16 protein-coding genes and 1 tRNA gene are annotated in these 18482 nt (G+C 48.2%); 12 read left to right on the forward strand and 5 right to left on the reverse strand.

The genetic code is table 11. The features are described from left to right. Positions 1 to 73: 73 nt before the first annotated feature. The 3 genes from LWL52_RS07555 (at position 74) to LWL52_RS07565 (ending at position 2070) form a co-directional block, all read left to right on the forward strand. Positions 74 to 841: a TatD family hydrolase gene (locus LWL52_RS07555; RefSeq protein ID WP_242918477.1), complete on the forward strand. Its 768-nt coding sequence runs from the start codon at positions 74 to 76 to the stop codon at positions 839 to 841. A gap of 2 nt (positions 842 to 843) precedes the next feature. Continuing rightward, the gene (locus LWL52_RS07560; protein WP_242918479.1) at positions 844 to 1911 is read left to right on the forward strand and encodes an asparaginase; all 1068 of its coding nucleotides are present in this window, start codon (positions 844 to 846) and stop codon (positions 1909 to 1911) included. A 71-nt stretch (positions 1912 to 1982) separates the two neighbouring features. Beyond that, positions 1983 to 2070: transfer RNA gene (locus LWL52_RS07565), tRNA-Ser, on the forward strand. Between the two features lie 60 nt (positions 2071 to 2130). On the opposite strand, the gene LWL52_RS07570 is transcribed toward LWL52_RS07565, so the two are convergent. Next, positions 2131 to 2352, reverse strand: a complete 222-nt coding sequence (locus LWL52_RS07570) for a hypothetical protein (protein ID WP_242918481.1) — start codon at positions 2350 to 2352, stop codon at positions 2131 to 2133. A gap of 329 nt (positions 2353 to 2681) precedes the next feature. Here LWL52_RS07570 and LWL52_RS07575 point away from each other — a divergent pair, with 329 nt between their 5' ends. The 3 genes from LWL52_RS07575 to LWL52_RS07585 all read left to right on the forward strand — a co-directional run bounded on the left by LWL52_RS07575 (position 2682) and on the right by LWL52_RS07585 (position 4661). Then, complete coding sequence (locus tag LWL52_RS07575; RefSeq protein ID WP_242918483.1) at positions 2682 to 3416, forward strand: helix-turn-helix transcriptional regulator; 735 nt, start codon at positions 2682 to 2684, stop codon at positions 3414 to 3416. A 71-nt stretch (positions 3417 to 3487) separates the two neighbouring features. Next, positions 3488 to 4021, forward strand: coding sequence for a dihydrofolate reductase family protein (locus tag LWL52_RS07580; protein WP_242918485.1), 534 nt, complete (start codon positions 3488 to 3490; stop codon positions 4019 to 4021). Between the two features lie 202 nt (positions 4022 to 4223). Further along, positions 4224 to 4661 (forward strand): VOC family protein, encoded by a 438-nt coding sequence (locus LWL52_RS07585; protein ID WP_242918487.1) that lies wholly within the window; start codon positions 4224 to 4226, stop codon positions 4659 to 4661. A 162-nt stretch (positions 4662 to 4823) separates the two neighbouring features. Here LWL52_RS07585 and LWL52_RS07590 read toward each other — a convergent pair whose 3' ends face one another. After that, a complete protein-coding gene (locus LWL52_RS07590) occupies positions 4824 to 6368 on the reverse strand; it encodes a hypothetical protein (RefSeq protein ID WP_242918489.1) in 1545 nt (514 codons plus the stop codon). Between the two features lie 165 nt (positions 6369 to 6533). Here LWL52_RS07590 and LWL52_RS07595 point away from each other — a divergent pair, with 165 nt between their 5' ends. The 5 genes from LWL52_RS07595 to LWL52_RS07615 all read left to right on the forward strand — a co-directional run bounded on the left by LWL52_RS07595 (position 6534) and on the right by LWL52_RS07615 (position 13927). Beyond that, positions 6534 to 7700, forward strand: coding sequence for a 2-isopropylmalate synthase (locus tag LWL52_RS07595; RefSeq protein WP_242918491.1), 1167 nt, complete (start codon positions 6534 to 6536; stop codon positions 7698 to 7700). Position 7701: 1 nt separating this feature from the next. Next, entirely contained in the window at positions 7702 to 9108 is a 1407-nt protein-coding gene (leuC, locus tag LWL52_RS07600) for a 3-isopropylmalate dehydratase large subunit (protein ID WP_242918493.1), read from the forward strand. Further along, positions 9095 to 9691 (forward strand): 3-isopropylmalate dehydratase small subunit, encoded by a 597-nt coding sequence (gene leuD / locus LWL52_RS07605; protein ID WP_242918495.1) that lies wholly within the window; start codon positions 9095 to 9097, stop codon positions 9689 to 9691. The genes leuC and leuD overlap by 14 nt, the downstream gene beginning before the upstream one ends. After that, positions 9679 to 10800 carry a 3-isopropylmalate dehydrogenase gene (leuB, locus tag LWL52_RS07610; protein ID WP_242918497.1) on the forward strand — a complete coding sequence of 374 codons (1122 nt, stop codon included), beginning with the start codon at positions 9679 to 9681 and terminating at the stop codon, positions 10798 to 10800. Before leuD ends, leuB begins: the two co-directional genes overlap by 13 nt. A 391-nt stretch (positions 10801 to 11191) precedes the next feature. After that, positions 11192 to 13927, forward strand: a complete 2736-nt coding sequence (locus tag LWL52_RS07615) for an alpha-L-rhamnosidase-related protein (protein WP_242918499.1) — start codon at positions 11192 to 11194, stop codon at positions 13925 to 13927. A gap of 159 nt (positions 13928 to 14086) precedes the next feature. Here the strand turns inward: LWL52_RS07615 and LWL52_RS07620 are convergent, their stop codons facing one another. Both LWL52_RS07620 and LWL52_RS07625 read right to left on the reverse strand, forming a co-directional pair. Continuing rightward, positions 14087 to 14941: an endonuclease/exonuclease/phosphatase family protein gene (locus LWL52_RS07620; protein ID WP_242918501.1), complete on the reverse strand. Its 855-nt coding sequence runs from the start codon at positions 14939 to 14941 to the stop codon at positions 14087 to 14089. Positions 14942 to 15307: 366 nt separating this feature from the next. Beyond that, on the reverse strand, positions 15308 to 15694 hold the full coding sequence (locus LWL52_RS07625) for an STAS domain-containing protein (RefSeq protein WP_242918503.1): 387 nt from the start codon (positions 15692 to 15694) through the stop codon (positions 15308 to 15310). 1001 nt (positions 15695 to 16695) lie between these two features. Between LWL52_RS07625 and LWL52_RS07630 the strand changes: the two genes are divergently transcribed. Continuing rightward, positions 16696 to 17373, forward strand: a complete 678-nt coding sequence (locus tag LWL52_RS07630; protein ID WP_242918505.1) for a response regulator transcription factor — start codon at positions 16696 to 16698, stop codon at positions 17371 to 17373. A gap of 101 nt (positions 17374 to 17474) precedes the next feature. Here the strand turns inward: LWL52_RS07630 and LWL52_RS07635 are convergent, their stop codons facing one another. Then, positions 17475 to 17777 (reverse strand): hypothetical protein, encoded by a 303-nt coding sequence (locus LWL52_RS07635; protein ID WP_242918507.1) that lies wholly within the window; start codon positions 17775 to 17777, stop codon positions 17475 to 17477. Positions 17778 to 18482: the final 705 nt, after the last annotated feature.

Here is an 18482-nt window from a genome sequence, read left to right on the forward strand (position 1 = left end):
TTTCGGGAAATAACTATTAATTTGCAGCCTGCTGCAGAGCAATCTTATTTAGTAGTATAAATTAAACTGGCTTATGGAGTTCATTGATTCGCATGCGCATATTTATTCCGAACAATTTAATGACGACAGGGAACAGGCCGTAGCACAAGCTTCTGCCGAAGGAGTAGGCAAAATTTACATGCCCAATATCGATCATACTTCTATTGATGCCATGCTGGCGGCGGAGGAGAAATTTCCCGGCCAGTGTATTCCGATGATGGGGTTGCACCCGACTTCTGTTAACCGGGATTTTGAGCGTGAGTTATACCTGGTGGAAGAGTGGCTAAATAAAAGGGAATTTGCCGCTATCGGCGAGTGTGGCATTGACCTGTACTGGGATAAAACATTGCTGCAGGAGCAGCAGGAAGCGCTGAAAGTGCAGGTTGCATTGGCCAAAAAGCACCAACTGCCCCTGGTGCTGCACACGCGCGATTCGTTTGAAGAAACATATGCAATCTTGGCCGAAGCACAGGACGGCAGTCTGCAGGGTATCTTCCATTGTTTTTCCGGCACCGTGGAGCAGGCTGAAAAAGTGAAGGAACTGGGTTTCCTAATGGGAATTGGGGGAGTGGCTACCTTCAAGAACGGAGGCCTTGATAAAATACTGCCGCATGTGCAGCTTTCGGACCTGGTGCTGGAGACCGACTGCCCTTACTTGGCGCCGGTGCCGCACCGGGGCAAACGCAACCAACCGGCTTACCTGCCGCTGGTAGGCAGGCGAGTGGCTGAACTGATGAACAAACCAGTGGGGGAAGTAGCCGCAGTGACCTCCCAAAACGCCCTCCGACTATTTAAGCTATAGGTATGCAGGTAGTTAAAGTAGACATCGACACGGCCACGCCGTTGCACCCCGAGGCCGCCATACTGATCATTTACACGGGCGGCACTGTCGGGATGGTATTTGACGAAGCTGAGCAGCATTTGGTGCCCTTCAACTTTACCCAGATCCTGGACCATGTACCCGAACTGCGGCAATTTCATTACCTGCTCACGGTACTCAGCATCGAACCCGCCATCGATTCCTCTAACATGGGGGTAGCAGACTGGCTGCTGCTGTCTCGGCTGATAGGAGAGAACTATGAAAGTTATGATGGCTTTGTGGTGCTGCATGGCACCGATACCATGGCCTACAGCGCTTCGGCTATGAGCTACCTGCTGGAGAACCTGCAGAAGCCTGTAATTTTTACCGGGGCGCAGGTGCCCATCGGCCGCATCCGGACCGATGCCCGTGAGAACCTGATCACCGCGGTGCAGATAGCCGCAACCAGGCAGGAGGGCACGAGCAGGGTGCCGGAAGTATGCATCTATTTCCGTAATCTGCTGCTGCGCGGCAACCGCTCCAAAAAAGTGGAGAGTAGCCATTTCGATGCCTTTAAATCCGATAATTACCCGCCCCTTGCTGAAACGGGGATAGAGATCGACTACAATGCCGAGCATGTCCTGCCATATCCTACCCGCCCTTTTCGGGCACACGGCCAGCTGGACGACCGGGTAGTGGTGCTGAAGTTATTTCCGGGCATCACGGCTGCGGTAGTGCAAAGTATCCTGCAAACACCTGAGCTGCGAGGTGTGGTACTGGAAACCTTCGGCTCAGGCAATGCGCCCACTGCTTCGTGGTTTCTGGCTTTGCTGCGGGAGGCGTTGGCTAAAGGTATTGTGATCCTGAATGTTTCTCAGTGCGATGAGGGACACGTGGACCAGGGGCGCTACGAAACGAGCAAGCATTTGCTGGACATGGGCGTAGTGGGTGGAGCTGATATCACCACGGAAGCGGCCGTTAGCAAATTAATGTATGTGCTGGGCCTGGAGCTAAGCCTGGTACAAACAACTGAGCTGCTGCGCCAAAACTTACGCGGCGAAATAACCATCTAGAAGTATTTAAAGTAAGAGGAAAGGTTTGCTTGCAAGTATGCGAGTTTATCACTTATCTTTGCACCACAAACAGAGAGTTGTCCGAGTGGTTGAAGGAGCACGCCTGGAAAGTGTGTATACCTCAAAAGGGTATCGAGGGTTCGAATCCCTCACTCTCTGCCGGTAGTAATACTAGATTGTTAAAAGCCTGCAAATCATATCTTTGCAGGCTTTTTGTTTTCATATCCTGTCAGGCTTTATCACCATCTCTTTCCTTGTAGTACTTGTATATCCGGCAAAAACCACTCGGAATTTTGCGGGCAGCTCTGAAATTCTCAGGTGGAAAGCAAAGGCTACGATGCACATGCTTTGCCCCACACCTGCTGGGTCATTCACGATCTGCCAGATCCAGTCGGTGCCGGGCCATAGGAGCAGCACGACCACCAAAAGCTTTTCCCACATCAATAGCCAGGCTTTGAACGTATCGTGAGTTTGCTTGATGCTTTATAAGAATTTCATATATTAGCTTAAGAATATGCTATGTAAGCTGGTGCGACGGGAAGCTGGAAGAATTATGCCGAACGGAATCGTATTGCAACTTCAAAACGGCAAAACTCAAAAGCTTAAAACAATCGTTTTCAGAAGAAAAAGCTTTATCAGTTACAGTTAAGCCAAACAGCACAATAAGTTGAGTTTAAGCAAAACGTTTGATTCCATCACAGCACAAGCAGTATGTTCGGCTAAGCCTCACTTATTGCCTGTACAAACCGTTTACATTCATAGTAAACCCAATGCAATACAAAGAAACAAAACCTTGTAATGCGTTAGAACCCTTTATTCATTCCTATTGGGAATTGAAAGGGGACGAACATGACAGACAATGGGAGCGAAATTTCCCTGATGGATGTGCAGGCTTGGTGATGAATTTGGCAGATACCTGTCTGACGGATAATGGCAGGGTTTCTATGGCATTTGGAAAAACGTATGTAGTGGGGGCAACGACTTCTTTTAAAGATAGTTTTATCGATAGCAATACACATTTAGTAGGCGTTTGCCTTAAACCAGCAGCTTTTGCAAATTTCTATACCTATGCAGCACAAAATGAGCTGACCGAGCTCACGGTTGAGTTTGAGAAGGCCAACTCATTTAAGATTGACAATATTATGAAAGACTCTGCTGCTTATTTAAATCAATTTTTTACAGACAGAATCAAAACTACAATCAACCCGCTACAATCCATCATCAAGGATATACATGCTTCTCATGGACAATTGCGTATTAAAGAACTTTCAAAACAGTATAACACCACAGTAAGGCAATTAGAACGAAGTTTTAAAAAGCATGTAGGAATTTCACCCAAAGAATATGCAAACATTATTCGCTTTCAACATACTTTAGGTATTATAAAGAACTCAGGTGAAAACCGGAGCTTGTTAGATATTGCTTATGAGTGTGGCTATTACGACCATGCGCATCTTACCAACGAAATTAAACGGAATACGGGACTTTCCCCTTCGCAACTTTAATTTGTCGTTTTTTTCCAAAGTAGCCATGCCGGCTCTACCTTAACATTGCAGAAACTGTAAACGAAAGACAAATGCGAAAATTATCACTTTTCATTGCGACAAGTTTGGACGGCTACATTGCAAAGCCAAATGATGATCTCAGTTTCTTAGAAGTAGTTGAAAAAGAAGGTGAAGATTATGGCTATGAAATATTTAACGAAACTATTGACACCATCATCATTGGTAGGAAAACTTTTGATTGGGTTGAAAGAGAAATCGGTTCTTCTCATTATGATAATGGGGAAAGAGACGTGTATGTGATCACAAGAACCGAAAGACCAGATGCTGGTAAAATAAAATTCTACACTGGAAGTTTACCTGAATTAGTGCATCGATTAAAAAGTGAGAAAGGGAAAAATATTTATTGTGATGGAGGGGCAGAAATAATAAACGAGCTATTAAAATATGACTTGATTGATGAACTCATTATCTCAATCATTCCGATTTTGGTAGGTAATGGAACAAGGCTATTTAAAGACGGGAGGCCTGAACAAATGCTTGATTTCGTGACGGCAAAAACATTTGATACCGGCTTAACGCAATTACATTACAAACGAAAAAGATAAACAGCGAAGCACCAACAAAGAGCATAAAATAGAGAGTGTGCAGTGGTTTTCACTATTTTGCTGGTCTTATAGCATTAATCATGTTAAACACGTAAACAGCGCCGATATGCTCTCTGTTTTATTCCCTAATTTAGCCTATCTTTTATAGCGACACTTTCACACAGGTATTTAAGATAATAAACAACTTTCATAACCACGCAATATGGCACTTATCAACCCGCACATTAACTTCAACGGAAATGCCGAAGAAGCTTTCAATTTTTACAGATCAGTATTTGGCGGAGAGTTCGCCATGATCTTACGCTTCAAAGATATGGCTAGCTCCGAATTTTCGGCAGCAGAAAAGGATGCAGATAAGATCATGCACATTGCTTTACCAATTGGTAAAAACATTTTAATGGCTAATGACATTCCGGAAAGAATGGGCCGGGTAAATGAAAACGAAAACAGGTCTAAGATAGCCATTAGTGCGGAAAGTCGGGAGGAGGCTGACAAACTATTCAACGGACTTTCAGCTGGCGGAAGTATAGAAATGCCTATTGGTGATAGTCCCTGGGGCTCCTATTTTGGCATGTTTCGGGATAAATTCGGTATTGAATGGATGGTGGATTATGACCCAAAGTATAACGGACAAGTATAAGCAAATTCCTACTAGCGCCTGCTCCCCGTTTTGCAACAGGCGGGTTGCTGTGACTGGTATGTGCTATAATGCTGCAGTTGCGACCTTTCGCCAAGCCGCTTGCCTTTAGCGATAAACCGAAAATACGAAATAGTTTCCCCTTAAATGATCGCAGGAACCTGCCTACTTCATACCTAAAAACTTGCGCTGCATCACTTCCTGCACCGGCATGTTATCGATTTTGCTTTCCAGCCACGAGATAATATCCAGGTACAGGAAAGGGCGGCGCTCGTAGGGATTGGCGGCAATTTCCATGAGCTTGTCTTTCAGGTTCCGGAAAGCATCTTTCAGGTCTGGCGGAGTAATGCCACCAAGGTTGCGCAAGAACCTGAAGATAGCCACCTGCATTTGCTGCTGATCATTCATCTTGCCTAAAAACCGGTACACCGATCGGATCTGGTGCTCCAGCTCATAGTCATCGCCCGCCTCGTAATAGGCAATAAGCCGCAGAATACGCGCAAAGCACTGGATATCTTCCCGCAGGTTAGGGGCGGCCGTGTTAATGATCTTGTTCAGGTATTTTATGGCCGTCTGGTTATCCCCGCTTCCGAAGTATAAACTGGCTATTTTAAAGTAAAAGACCAGCATCCGGTGCGGGTCCAGGTGTGGCTGGAAGTAGTCAAGTTTTTCCAGCAGTTCAGGCACTTCTTCGACTCCTTCCGAAAAAGCTCCCCGCATAAAATAAGCATTTAACCGGTTGGTATAGATGTATAGAAAAAGCAACACCTCTATATTCAGGCTGCTGCGCCGGTCCGGGTCAGCGGCAAAGGCCTCCAGGGTACGCAGCACCTCTTCGAACCGGGAATAATACTGCAGGTTAAAAAGGCTTAACAATAGGTTGTGCAAGCCCTTGATGTAGAGCGTTATCTGGCTGTTTTTCATCGCCGGATTCGCCTCAAACAAATTTACCCATTTACGGGCATAACGGTAGCAGGCCTTAAAATCCTGGATCAGGTAATTATACCACACCTGCGCTTGGTAGTAGTATAGCTTTTCCATAAATCCTGCCGTCGAAAGGTCCAGCAGTGGGAGGTTTTCCTTGAAAAAAGTGCGGGCAAGTTCGTACTCTTCCTGGTTGCGGGCATGCCCTATTTTAATGTATAAACCATACATGCGCAGGGCCACATTCGAGAGCGCATGCATTTGCGACACATGGAAAGTCAGGCCCAGTGCTTCTTCCGAAAGGGCTTCGGCCCGGCCGGTGATGCTCCGGGTGATATACTGCGATTCGATTTGTTTCTCAAAGTCTATTGCCGAAAGTGCGATGTGGTGCAGTTCCCCTTGTTTGGCAACAGTTTTGATTTTATCCAGCATTTTCAAACACTGCTGATACAAGCCTTTGTTGTAAAGCACTCGGGCATGGCCCAGTTGTTCCTGTAGCTGGATGTCGAGGTTCTGGCTGGCCTGGTAAAGGCGCAAACTGGAGAGAAGCTGCTTGTATAAATTTGCTTTCAGGTTGGCAAGTTGTACGCGTTTTATACTTGGTACCTGTTCCAGAATTTTCTCATCATCATACTGCGCCTGGTTATCAAGGGCATCAAAGAGCTGCAGAAACTTTAAGCCATCGCGCGAACCCTGGCGGTTGGTATATAACCGGAAGTGCCGCTTCTCGGAAGCTGTCAGCAATTTAATCAACTGGAAAACCGGATCTGAGGACACGTTAGGCATTGTAAAAGCAAATTAGTTAAAACGTTGAAAAAGAGCAATGTAAGCTAAAGGTGCAGGCTTTTGGAAATAGTAGCCCTGCCGGATATTTGTTTCAACAGCAACGATCTGTTCCTGATATTGGAAACAGTTTCAACGAATGTTTCTGCTATAAAGACCAAAGTAAGGATGTCAACTCAGAAAATACAAATATTTGATACGACGTTGCGGGACGGGGAACAGGTACCGGGCTGTAAACTGAACATGCAGGAGAAGTTGGTCATTGCCCGGCAACTGGAGCAACTGGGCGTGGACGTGATCGAGGCCGGTTTCCCGGTATCGAGTCCGGGTGATTTTGAAGCTGTAAAAGCCATTGCAGCCCAGACGAAAGAAGCCACTGTGTGCGGGCTTTCCCGGGCTGTTGCCAACGATATTCTGACAGCCGCAGAAGCACTGAAAGGAGCCAAACGGCCCCGTATTCATACAGGAATCGGCACCTCCGACCTGCATGTAACCTACAAGCTGCGCATTACGCGTGACGAGGTGATCGCCCGTGCTGTGGAGGCTGTGAAGCTCGCCAAACGCTACGTGGAGGATGTGGAGTTTTATGCCGAAGATGCTGGTCGTACCGATAACGTATTTCTGGCGCGCGTCTGCGAAGCGGCCGTTGCAGCAGGAGCGACCGTGCTCAACATCCCAGATACCACAGGCTATTGCCTGCCCGAGGAATACGGCGCCAAGATCAAATACCTCTATGAGAATGTGAAAGGCATTGATAAAGTATGCCTCTCCACGCATTGCCATAACGACCTGGGCTTGGCAACAGCCAACTCAGTGGCCGGTGTGATAAATGGTGCCCGCCAGATCGAGTGTACCATTAACGGGGTAGGGGAACGTGCCGGCAACACCGCTTTGGAAGAAGTTGTGATGATCTTACGCCAGCATCCCTACCTGAACCTGACGACCGGCATTAATAGCCGCATGCTGACCGAAACCTCGGCTTTGGTATCGCACATGATGCGCATGCCGGTGCAACCGAATAAAGCCATTGTTGGCGCCAATGCGTTCTCGCATTCCAGCGGTATTCACCAGGATGGCATGATCAAGCACCGCGAAACCTACGAGATCATTGATCCACGCGAGGTGGGCGTCGACCAGTCTTCTATCGTGCTCACCGCCCGTTCCGGCCGCGCAGCCCTGGCTTACCGCCTGCAGAAACTCGGGTATAAGTTCGATAAACCCACGATAGACAAAGCCTATACTTCTTTTCTGCATGTAGCGGACGTGAAGAAGGAAGTTGTGGATGAAGATCTGCATGTATTGGTGGAACAACAAAATTTAGTTGCAGCAAACTAGTATGGGAAAAACCTTATTCGACAAAGTATGGGATGCCCATGTGGTGCGCTCCATTGCCGGAGGGCAGGATGTCTTTTACATCGACAAACACCTGATTCATGAAGTGACCAGCCCCCAGGCATTTGAAGAACTCGAAACCCGCGGGCTGCCTTTGTTCCGGCGTGAACAGATCGTAGCGACTGCCGACCACAACGTGCCTACCAAAAACCAGCACCTGCCTATCCAAGATCCGCTATCGCGCTTCCAGGTTGACAAGCTGACGGAAAATAGTGCGAAACATGCCATTGAACTCTACGGCCTGGGGCACGAACACCAAGGCATTGTACACGTGATCGGGCCGGAACTGGGCATTACGCAGCCGGGCATGACGATCGTGTGCGGCGACAGCCATACGTCTACGCACGGTGCTTTTGGGGCAATCGCATTTGGCATTGGCACCAGCCAGGTAGCCCAGGTAATGGCCACGCAATGCCTGTTGCTCAGCCGCCCCAAACGCATGCGCCTGACCATTGAGGGCGAGCTGCAACCGGGTGTAACGGCCAAGGACCTGATCCTGTATGTGATCGCTGCCCTGGGTACCGGTGGTGCCACCGGGTATTTTGTGGAATATGCCGGCAGTGCCATCCGATCTTTAAGTATGGAAGGACGCATGACGGTTTGCAACATGAGCATCGAAATGGGCGCCCGCGGTGGTATGATAGCGCCGGACGAGGTGACTTTTGAATATTTGAAAGGCCGCCCGTTTGCCCCGCAGAATGACCGTTGGGAGCAGGCGCTTGCCTACTGGCAAACTTTGTACTCCGATCAGGATGCCACTTTCGACAAAGAGTACCGCTTTAAAGCCAATGCGGTTCCGCCTATGATCACGTATGGCACCAACCCGGGCATGGGCATCGCCCTGAATGCCACCATTCCGCTACAGGCAGGAGAGGGGGAAGGCACAAGCTTTGCCAAATCGTTGCACTACATGGGATTCGAGGCCGGCGAGTCGTTGCTCGGCAAACAGATCGATTATGTATTTATTGGCAGCTGCACCAATTCGCGCATTGAGGATTTGCGCCAGGTGGCCGATGTGGTAAAGGGTAGGAAAAAAGCGCCTCATCTGGAAGCCATTATTGTGCCCGGTTCCAAACAGGTAGAAAAGCAGGCAAAGGCCGAAGGACTCGACAAGATACTGGCGGATGCGGGTTTTGAGCTGCGGGAGCCTGGTTGCAGTGCCTGTCTGGCCATGAACGAAGATAAAATACCGGTAGGCGCATACTGCGTTTCTACCTCCAACCGCAACTTTGAAGGCCGCCAGGGACCGGGCTCCCGAACATTGCTGGCCAGCCCGCTGGTTGCTGCTATTACAGCCGTAGAAGGAAAGATTGTAGATGTAAGCCACTATCTCACGCATGGAAAAATTTGAAGTAATCCGATCGACAGCTGTGCCGCTGCCGATTGAAAATGTCGATACAGATCAGATCATACCTGCCCGTTTCCTGAAAGCTACCTCGCGGGAGGGTTTCGGGGAAAATCTGTTCCGCGACTGGCGCTACGACGGCCAAGGCAACCTGAAAGCCGAGTTTGTGCTGAATCAGGCGCAACAACAGGGCAGCATTTTAGTGGCCGGCAAAAACTTTGGCTGCGGCTCCAGCAGAGAGCATGCCGCCTGGGCGCTTTATGATGCCGGGTTCAGGGTGGTAGTATCCAGCTACTTTGCGGATATCTTTTGCGGCAACGCCTTAAACAACGGCCTGCTTCCGCTACAGGTTACCGACGAGGTATTGGGTCGGTTGTTCCGGCTGTTGGAGAAAGATCCGCAGGCTACCTTTATAGTAGACCTGCCGGAGCAGGTGTTACGGGTACCGGCCTGGGAGGAAAACATTCCCTTCAGCATTGATGCCTATAAAAAAGAATGCCTTTTGAACGGGTATGATGATATTGATTTTTTAGTTAGTCAGAAAGCGGCCATTGAGGCCTATGAAAATAACAGGATATGGGTGTATTAACGAAAAAGATTGCCGTGCTCCCCGGAGATGGCATTGGACCGGAAGTGTGCCAGGAAGCCATTCGTGTGCTGGAGGCTGTTTGTGAAAAATTTGGGCACCAGTTTACGTTCGATACGCAGCTGATGGGCGCCTGTGCTATAGATGCCACCGGCGAGCCGCTGCCCGCACAAAGTTTACAGGCCTGCCTCGAAGCAGATGCCATCTTGTTAGGTGCCATCGGAGACCCTAAGTATGATCACGATCCTACGGCTACAGTGCGGCCCGAGCAGGGTTTGCTGAAGCTCCGGAAATCGCTTGGATTGTTTGCCAACATCAGGCCGGTTACGGCATACGACGTGTTGCTTCCATATTCGCCTTTAAAAGAAGCGCGTATTGCCGGGGCCGACATGTTGTTCTTCCGGGAACTTACAGGAGGCATTTATTTTGGCGAAAAAGGCCGGCAAGGCAATACCGCCTACGACCACTGTACCTATAGCCGGATTGAAATTTTACGGATTGCCCGATTGGCCTTTGAGGCAGCCGAAAGCAGGCGCAAAAAACTAACGCTGGTTGACAAAGCCAATGTGCTGGAAACCTCGCGTTTATGGCGCGAAGTGGTACAGGAAATAGCAGGGGATTATCCTGGCGTAGCCGTGGACTACCTGTATGTCGATAATGCCGCCATGCAACTGATCCTCAATCCAAAGCAGTTCGATGTGATCCTGACTGAGAACATGTTCGGGGATATTCTCTCGGATGAAGCTTCCGTGATCGCCGGTTCGCTGGGGCTGTTGCCCTCTGCGTCTGTCGGGGAGAAGGCCGCGCTTTTTGAACCCATCCATGGCTCATACCCACAGGCCAAAGGGCGCAATATTGCAAACCCCATCGCCACTATTTTATCTGCCGCCATGATGCTGGAGCATTTTGGCTTGCAAACCGAAGCCGACCTGGTGAAGAAAGCCGTGCAACAGGCGCTGGATAAAAAGATACTCACACCTGACCTGACTTCGCCCGCCGAAGCTTACACAACGGAGCAGGTAGGGACCTTTATCGCTTATTTTGTACAGGAAGGAGCGGATGATCTGCCACACAAAGAGAACATAGAGGTAGGAATGAGCACAATTATTTAATCGGGCAGAAATTTCCGCTATAAAACAGGCAAGGGCCGGAAAGGAATATACTTCTTTCCCGGCCCTTGCCTGTTTTATAAACTTCACTTTAAGTATAAGGAATGCATTTCGTCTTTTTCTATTTTCCTTTTCTGCCCCTTAAAGCAGAGCATACTTTCGGCAGATCAGCAGGCGTTTTTCACACTCTCCAACTCCCTTGTTTCAGGTCACCCCGAATTAAAATACTACCTTGCAGACGAACAGTTGCCAGTTCCTCTAGAACGATAGTCAAATACAGTCATTTTAAAGTATAGCTGAAGAAAGCAGTCGTAGAATTGATTTGGTGATCAGCGCAAAGTCCGCCTTGCGCATTAAAAGAAGAAAAGCAACGCCTTATCCATTGAACAAGAACATGAATCCCATACCTGTTAAAACCACTTTTATACTTTCGCTGCTGCTGCTTGGCGCCTGCCAGACACCTAAACCGGCTGCCGGTACTGTAGCTATGGCCGAGCACAGCACCACCGCCCCGGCTAAAGCCTTGTGGCAATCTCCTGCTTATGCCATATACCCGGATAGCGTGGTTCAGGGCAACTTCGTCGCCCGAGTGCTGTCTCCTACCGAGATGACCTCTAATTACAAGAGTCCGGCCAATGCGTTCCTCAGCCCCAAAGTCACCTTCAAATTCAGTATCAATGGCAAAGACAATGAAATGCTCTCGGGCAAGGATCACCAGTTCGTTTGCCTGGCTGGCGGCGGCTCCTGCCAGACGCCGCTCCTCACGTTTGGCCAGCAGTACGTGGATACCACTGCGGTTCCGGCCAACACCTACTTGGCCCCCAACACCGAATTGAAGATCCGGCTGGACATGCGTCCGGTGCTGGCGGCATTTAAAAAGCAGGGCTATTATACTACCTTTAATGGCGATAAGCTCTACAAAGAGGATTTCAAGGGTGTGTTTGTGGCCGGTAGTACCAGTCCGTTGATCTGGGATTTCGATAACCTAGCTAACCATCAGGAACTGGCTCTTAAGGACCCGGACGCTGACGGCATCTATGAAACCACACTCAAAATGAACGCGCCGCAGGATGATAAGACCACAGCCTCGCACTGGCAGCTTTCAAAAGACATTGCTGCTTTCCCGCAGTATACTTCGCCGTACCCGGTGGCTGACGCGATTTACAACCTTTCGCTGGAGGAAATGATCCGGGCTGTGGAGCCCGACAGCACCTTCCGCACAGGAAAAGAGTGGGCGGGTGTATGGACGCGCGACATCAGCTACAGCATTATCCTTTCCATGGCTGCGCTGCAGCCCCGCGTGGCCCGCTATAGCCTAATGTGCAAGGTCAAAGACGGGCACATTATTCAGGATACTGGCACCGGCGGCGCATATCCGGTTTCCACCGATCGTATTATCTGGGCCACCGCTGCCTGGGAGCTCTACAAGGTAACGGGCGATGCGGACTGGCTGAAGGAAGCTTACCAGATCATCCGGAACTCGATGGAAGCCGATGTAAAGAATGCTTACGATGCGACTACCGGCCTGGTCCGCGGCGAATCCTCTTTCCTGGACTGGCGCGAGCAAACGTACCCGGAATGGATGCAGCCCGTGGATATCTACGAGTCAGAGAACCTGGGCACCAACGCCGTGCATTACCAGGCCAACGTAATCCTGGCGCAGATGGCAAAGCTGTTAAATGATAAGGAGGCCGCTGCCAAGTATAACCAGGTAGCCGAAAAGATCAAAACAAGTATGAACGAGCACCTGTGGCTCGCCGACAAAGGGTACTATAGCCAATATCGTTACGGGCGTAATTTTAAAACAATCTCGCCTAAAGCTGAAGCACTGGGCGAGGCACTGACTATCCTGTTTGGCATAGCGGACGCTGAGAAACAGGCTCAGCTTGTCGCCAGCACGCCCATTACAGCTTTTGGCATTCCGTGCATCTCTCCGCAAATACCGGGTATTCCGCCGTACCACAACAATGCCGTGTGGCCCTTTGTGCAAGCCTACTGGACAATGGCCTCGGCCAAAGCCGGCAACGAAGCAGCGGTGGTGGAAAGTATAGGCGCCATTTACCGCCCTACGGCCCTGTGGCTCACCAACAAGGAAAACTTTGTAGCCGCCAACGGCGATTATGCCGGTACGCAGATCAACTCGAGCAACATGCTCTGGAGCTTGTCAGGAAACCTTGGCCTAGTGTATAAGGTGCTTTTCGGGATGGAGTTTCAGGCCAGCAGCCTCGTGTTTAAACCTTTTGTGCCAGAAATTTATGGCGGCGCACGTAAGCTGACCAACTTCAAGTATAGGGGCGCGGTGCTGAACGTAGAGATGAATGGCTATGGAAATGAGATCCGCTCTATTACGATGGATGGTAAGCCGTTGGCTGACGCAGAAGTGCCAGCCTCGCTTACGGGAAGCCATACGATCAAAATAGAGCTGGCAAATAACACCATCGGCGGAGAAGTGAACAAACAGGAAGTGCAGTTTGCCCCCCTGACGCCTGCGGTAACTTATACTTCCGATTCCCTGCAATGGAAGCCGGTTGATGGCGCAGTGAAGTATAGCTTGCTGCAAAATGGCCAGCAGTTGCTCACCACCGCTGCCTCTGAAGCTAAGCTGCCTATCTCCGCTACTTATGCTGCCTTCCAGGTTATTGCCATGGATGAGAAAGGGCTGGAGTCCTTTGCAAGCGAGCCGGTGGTGGTACTGGGCAAGGTGCGCCAGGTATACGAGCTGGAAAAGATGACCAAAAAAGCCAGCCAGCAGTATAAAGGCTATTCGGGTAGCGGCTTTGTGGAGATCAGCAAAACGCGCAACAAGAAGCTAACAATGAAAGTATCCGTGCCCGAAGCCGGGGTGTATGCCCTGGATTTCCGATATGCAAATGGCAACGGACCGATCAACACCAGCAACAAATGCGCTATCCGTACACTCCGAAACGGCAATACCTTCGTGGGTACGGTGGTGATGCCGCAACGCGGCGAAGGCGAGTGGTCGGACTGGGGCTTTACGAATGCCGTGCAGGTGCCGCTGGAAAAAGGAACCCATACTTTGACGCTATCCCTGGAGGCAGCCAACGAGAACATGAACGGCGAAGTAAATCAGGCTATGCTCGACTATCTTCGGGTCTATAAAATAAACTAACCCAAACTTGCTGGGCAAGATGTCAGTTGTCTTCTCAATTGATTAGGAGTCCAAGAGATCATCAGAAAAGCCAGTGGGCAGCACCAAACGGTGCTGCCCACTGGCTTTCTGGTTTATACTTGATGTAAATTATGTTAGCGGGAATTCCGCTCTCGGGTGCTACTTTTTAGCAGCAAAGCTTAACTCTACCAGTACCGGGAAATGGTCGGATGGAAATTTGCCAAAGTAGGTATCTGTCAGTAAGCCCCACTTGTTTACGCCGAAGCCTTGCGTAACAAACACATGATCGATGATGCCTTTTTCATGAAAGGCCGGATCAAACCCGTTAAATGAGCCATTCAGGGCATAAGGCTTTGCCGTTAGTTTGTAGGTGTCCTGTAAAAGGCCAGAGTTAGCCAGGGCCTGGTACCAATTGCTTTCATGATCGCCATTCAGGTCTCCGGTAAGAATAACCGGCTCTTTTCCGGCTATTTCTTTTATCCTGTGCAGGATGAGTTTGCTGCTCTCATTTCGAGCCTGCACGCCCTGGTGATCGAAGTGGGTGTTGAAGAAATAGAACTTCTTTTTTGTATTCAGGTCCTGCAAGTATACCCAGGAGGTGATGCGGTTACAGCAAGTCGCATCCCAACCGAGCGAGGGTTTATCCGGTGTTTCAGAGAGCCAGAAGTCCCCTTTATTCAACAGCTTGAAGCGGTCCTTTTTAAAGAAAATAGCCGCATGCTCTCCTTTCTCTTTTCCATCGTCCCGGCCTTTTCCATAGCGCTCATACCCGGGCAAAGTCTTGCTTAGATCATCCAGCTGGTTCTTCAAGCCTTCCTGTGTTCCGAAAACATCAAAGTCATGATAGCGGATTAATGCTGTGATAGCTGGCGCCCTGTTTACCCATAGGTTACCAGTATCTGACTGGTTGTCGAACCGAATGTTGTAGGAGCCAACGGTTAGCTTTTGTGCATTGCTTATACCAGCGCAATAGCAAAATAATATTAGGGAAAGAAGAAAGCATCTGACGATCATAGGTTTTATCGAATAGGGTTTAAAAAAACAATTGACCTTGCTATACTGAAAGATAAGATCAAATTAAGTGTTTACCCCGGTATTCCAAAGCAGGTGGCGGTAGAAAGTCAAGTTATTTGCCCTCCGCCTAGGCGCAAAAAAAATTGATGGCTAAACTTCTGCCATGCGTTATACCTTAGTTGTGGAGCACAGTTACAGGTATTACTTGATGATCAGGAGTGCCATAAAAGTTAAGTATAAGCTATGCAGTGGAAACGATAAGTGGAAGTAGATTAGCAACATCGAATAGCCAATAGCCTGAGGAGGGTATTAATAGTAAAAAAAATCCGCTGCTCCGGCCATCAGGCATTAGCAGCGGAAATGAATTTAAGCGTACTCCCCGGTTGCTTCAGCAGCTCTGCCGATTAAGGCTTTGTTTAGGAGGGTGTATGCCTCGTCGAGGGTGGGGGCGAAGTACAGGATGTGATCTAAGCGGAGTAATTTGGTGAGCCGTAATACCTGCGGATTATTGCCAAACAAGATGATACTGGTCTTCTTTGCGTGCAGGTGCAGCAGGTTGTTTATATACCCGCTGAAGCCGTAATTATTCTTTATCAGGTGCCTGATGCTGGCACAATCCACTAAAACATACTTGTCTTCAGTAAAGGGGAGTTTTTCAATTTCATCGGCGAGAAGTTGGAAATCAGCTTCCAGAATGGTACCCTCTGCTAGCAGCAGATTAGCACCTTGTTGGTGTGTTATGGTCAGGTTCATGGGGAGAAATATAGCGTTGAAAAAAGGCTGCAGCACATTAAACTGCTTCCTTTATTTTGTACTATAATGTTGCCCGAAAGTTGGCTAAGTACCCCGGTGGTATTGATGTTTGGTAGTATATTCCATGCGTGATGTGGTAACTACGCAGCAGCTGTATTTGTACGTAACCCGGGTTGTTTTATGGCGTCAATCATACGGCAGGCACGATAATTTACTTTCCTTACGTTGCCTCCAGCCGATGTTCCTCCGGTTGCCTTCAATAGTGTTGACAGCAACTATATGGTTGCTGTCATATCATAAAATCCGTTTGCTTACTTCCTGAAAGAGGGTGTGGAATCTATTGGCTGGATGGAACTGAAGCGCAACCATAGCCTGTTGTAAATACGTAGTTTAGGCGCGTAAAACCTGTATTTATTAGCTTAAAGACTGATTATACTTCAGGCAGTTTGACCTGCTGCCTGCAGGGGTGTATCTTTAACATAATAATAGATTATTTTTTAAGAAACAGTCCTATTTCCGGCGCTGTCCTGATCTATAAAATTTGCGTGCAGCCATCCCTTTGCTGTGTGTTGGCTGGCTTTACATTGCTGCTGTATTATTACCTGCTAGTAATATTAAACCTGTTTTTATGCATCAAAGAACAAGTTACGTATACCAACAGGATTGCTTTTAGTAGGTATAAGTAGGTAAGTATAAACCTGCTGCAATCCAAACGAAGCGTTGTAACATGTGCTGTTTCCGGGCGCATGTATAGGTTATGTTAGCTAAACATGCCCTTGCTGTTGTTTATAGTTGACCAATAGCCGGAATTGCCCGTTATAGGTTGTGCTGGAGTGTTAACCTTTCGTCTTAAGGTTGGTTGCTTATCCAGCAGCAGAATGGCTGCCCTTTCCTGTCATCTTTGTAGTAAAGGGAAGAAAGTGGAGCGGCAGCAACACGGCCTGCACCAGCCGTAAAAAAACAGGTGCAATGCGAACTAAGTGCGAGATGGTACTTTATTTATGAAAAAACCCGAAGTGATCAAAGTTATACTTGCCGAAGACCATATGATTCTACGACAGGGCCTGCGGCTGCTGTTGGAACAAGACCCCGAAATTGAAGTAATAGGAGAAGCCGGAAATGGCGAAGAATTGCTGGACCTGCTTGCACAAACGCCGGCTGACGTGGTGCTGATGGATATCCATATGCCTGTGATGGATGGCTTTGAAGCAACCGAGCAGGTATGCGAGCGCTATCCGCAAACCAAGGTCATTGCCCTTTCGATGCTGGATAATGTGCCTTATGTGCAGAAAATGCTGGCTTGTGGCGCAACAGGTTACCTGCTCAAGACTACGGGGCGCGAAGAACTGAGCGCGGCCATTAAGCTGGTGGCCAGCGGAAACAGCTATATCTGCAGTGAGCTTTCCATTAAAGTGCTCACCAAAGAAGCCAATCTGAAAGAAGTTAGGCCGCAGGAGAGCGGCGAGAAAGCCGGCCTTTCCAGGCGCGAGATAGAAGTGCTCACGCTGATTGCCGAAGGTTTTACAAACGCTGAGATTGCCGATAAGCTGTTTACCAGTAAACGCACCATCGAAACGCACCGCCAGAACATTTTGGAGAAAACGCAGGCAAAAAATTCGGCTAACCTCATCAAGTATGCGATCGAGCATAAGATCATCGCCATGGATGACCCGGGCTAAGTATAATGGCTAGTTAGGAAGTAAAGGGGCCGGTTTGCTGCTTTTAACAAAAGGGAGGAGAAAATTATCAACTATAAGGTAGTGCACCAATCTGTAGCATTTTACTGCTCGTTATGATTTTTGCCTGCTTGCAGGGCCATTCTTTCAAGGCTGGCATGGGCATTCATCAGGCTTCTGAAGGTGCTGTAATCCGTTGAGCCGTAGGTGACAGAGTTGTTGTCATAAAAAAAGATCAGCAAGGTATCCTGGAGTTTTTGCAGCAAATGAATTTCGTGCCCTTTTTCCGAACCGGCAGGTATCACCTCTATACTATGTGCCCGGAAGCAAACAGTAAAAGTTGTTATTTTCCTATCAGAAACCCTCTGTTCATAGTCCTGGAGCACGTTAATAATTTCGTTTATCATACAGGTTTTTTAAAGGGCACCTAATTTATGCCTAGCCCAATAATGCGGCTACCACACGGTAATTACAGGAAAGTACGCTGCATTTGCCTCAGTAGCTTTACCTAATTTCCGGTACGTATATTTTACGTTTTACTCTTTAAAACGTCTGTTGCACCCCTATAAAACGATAGCAGAACCGAATTAGGTATAAATGCTATTTCTCTTCTCTTTTATTCAGGCCCATTTATTCCTGCTGCGCTACCTAAGCCAACCAAATCAAAGGAAGTAATTATGCCTAGGTTCAGGCTTCCGGAAATACCGCCTTCCACCTAACAAACTAATAGTAGGGAAGCATGGCTGCATAATAAGTAGCAGTTTGAAAAGTTTGTCGGTCTGGTAAGCGCCAGCCAGCATAGGTACTGTTTTTGAATTAGGAGAATAATGCCGGTTCTTCTTATATCCATTAAGTTGACTTGAGGCTATGTCGATGGCGAGGAGATGCTGATCATGAGCTGCCATATACTTGTTTGGAAATGACTGAGTGTAGGCTTGAAGTATTTTGATATTAATATATATAGTTATATTTCAATGCAAGTCATAATCATACCTTTTTCGCAGTATTGTTACAGGTTTCAGGTATTAGATTAATGCCTTTTACTACCTTTTTTATAAAGTATAAAATTCTTAATCAATTGTTAGTCAATAGATACCATCATTTGCAAGGAT

Source organism: Pontibacter liquoris, from assembly GCF_022758235.1.
In the GTDB taxonomy this organism is placed as follows: Bacteria; Bacteroidota; Bacteroidia; order Cytophagales; family Hymenobacteraceae; genus Pontibacter; species Pontibacter liquoris.

Excerpts from the sequence above, each read along its gene's own strand:
- LWL52_RS07575 (WP_242918483.1), top strand. The coding sequence starts at position 2,682 with ATGCAATACAAAGAAACAAAACCTTGTAATGCGTTAGAACCCTTTATT.
- LWL52_RS07595 (WP_242918491.1), top strand. The coding sequence starts at position 6,534 with ATGTCAACTCAGAAAATACAAATATTTGATACGACGTTGCGGGACGGG.
- leuD (WP_242918495.1), top strand. The coding sequence starts at position 9,095 with ATGGAAAAATTTGAAGTAATCCGATCGACAGCTGTGCCGCTGCCGATT.
- leuB (WP_242918497.1), top strand. The coding sequence starts at position 9,679 with ATGGGTGTATTAACGAAAAAGATTGCCGTGCTCCCCGGAGATGGCATT.
- LWL52_RS07580 (WP_242918485.1), top strand. The coding sequence starts at position 3,488 with ATGCGAAAATTATCACTTTTCATTGCGACAAGTTTGGACGGCTACATT.
- LWL52_RS07620 (WP_242918501.1), bottom strand. The coding sequence starts at position 14,941 with ATGATCGTCAGATGCTTTCTTCTTTCCCTAATATTATTTTGCTATTGC.
- LWL52_RS07555 (WP_242918477.1), top strand. The coding sequence starts at position 74 with ATGGAGTTCATTGATTCGCATGCGCATATTTATTCCGAACAATTTAAT.
- leuC (WP_242918493.1), top strand. The coding sequence starts at position 7,702 with ATGGGAAAAACCTTATTCGACAAAGTATGGGATGCCCATGTGGTGCGC.
- LWL52_RS07615 (WP_242918499.1), top strand. The coding sequence starts at position 11,192 with ATGAATCCCATACCTGTTAAAACCACTTTTATACTTTCGCTGCTGCTG.
- LWL52_RS07570 (WP_242918481.1), bottom strand. The coding sequence starts at position 2,352 with ATGTGGGAAAAGCTTTTGGTGGTCGTGCTGCTCCTATGGCCCGGCACC.
- LWL52_RS07590 (WP_242918489.1), bottom strand. The coding sequence starts at position 6,368 with ATGCCTAACGTGTCCTCAGATCCGGTTTTCCAGTTGATTAAATTGCTG.
- LWL52_RS07625 (WP_242918503.1), bottom strand. The coding sequence starts at position 15,694 with ATGAACCTGACCATAACACACCAACAAGGTGCTAATCTGCTGCTAGCA.
- LWL52_RS07635 (WP_242918507.1), bottom strand. The coding sequence starts at position 17,777 with ATGATAAACGAAATTATTAACGTGCTCCAGGACTATGAACAGAGGGTT.
- LWL52_RS07560 (WP_242918479.1), top strand. The coding sequence starts at position 844 with ATGCAGGTAGTTAAAGTAGACATCGACACGGCCACGCCGTTGCACCCC.
- LWL52_RS07630 (WP_242918505.1), top strand. The coding sequence starts at position 16,696 with ATGAAAAAACCCGAAGTGATCAAAGTTATACTTGCCGAAGACCATATG.
- LWL52_RS07585 (WP_242918487.1), top strand. The coding sequence starts at position 4,224 with ATGGCACTTATCAACCCGCACATTAACTTCAACGGAAATGCCGAAGAA.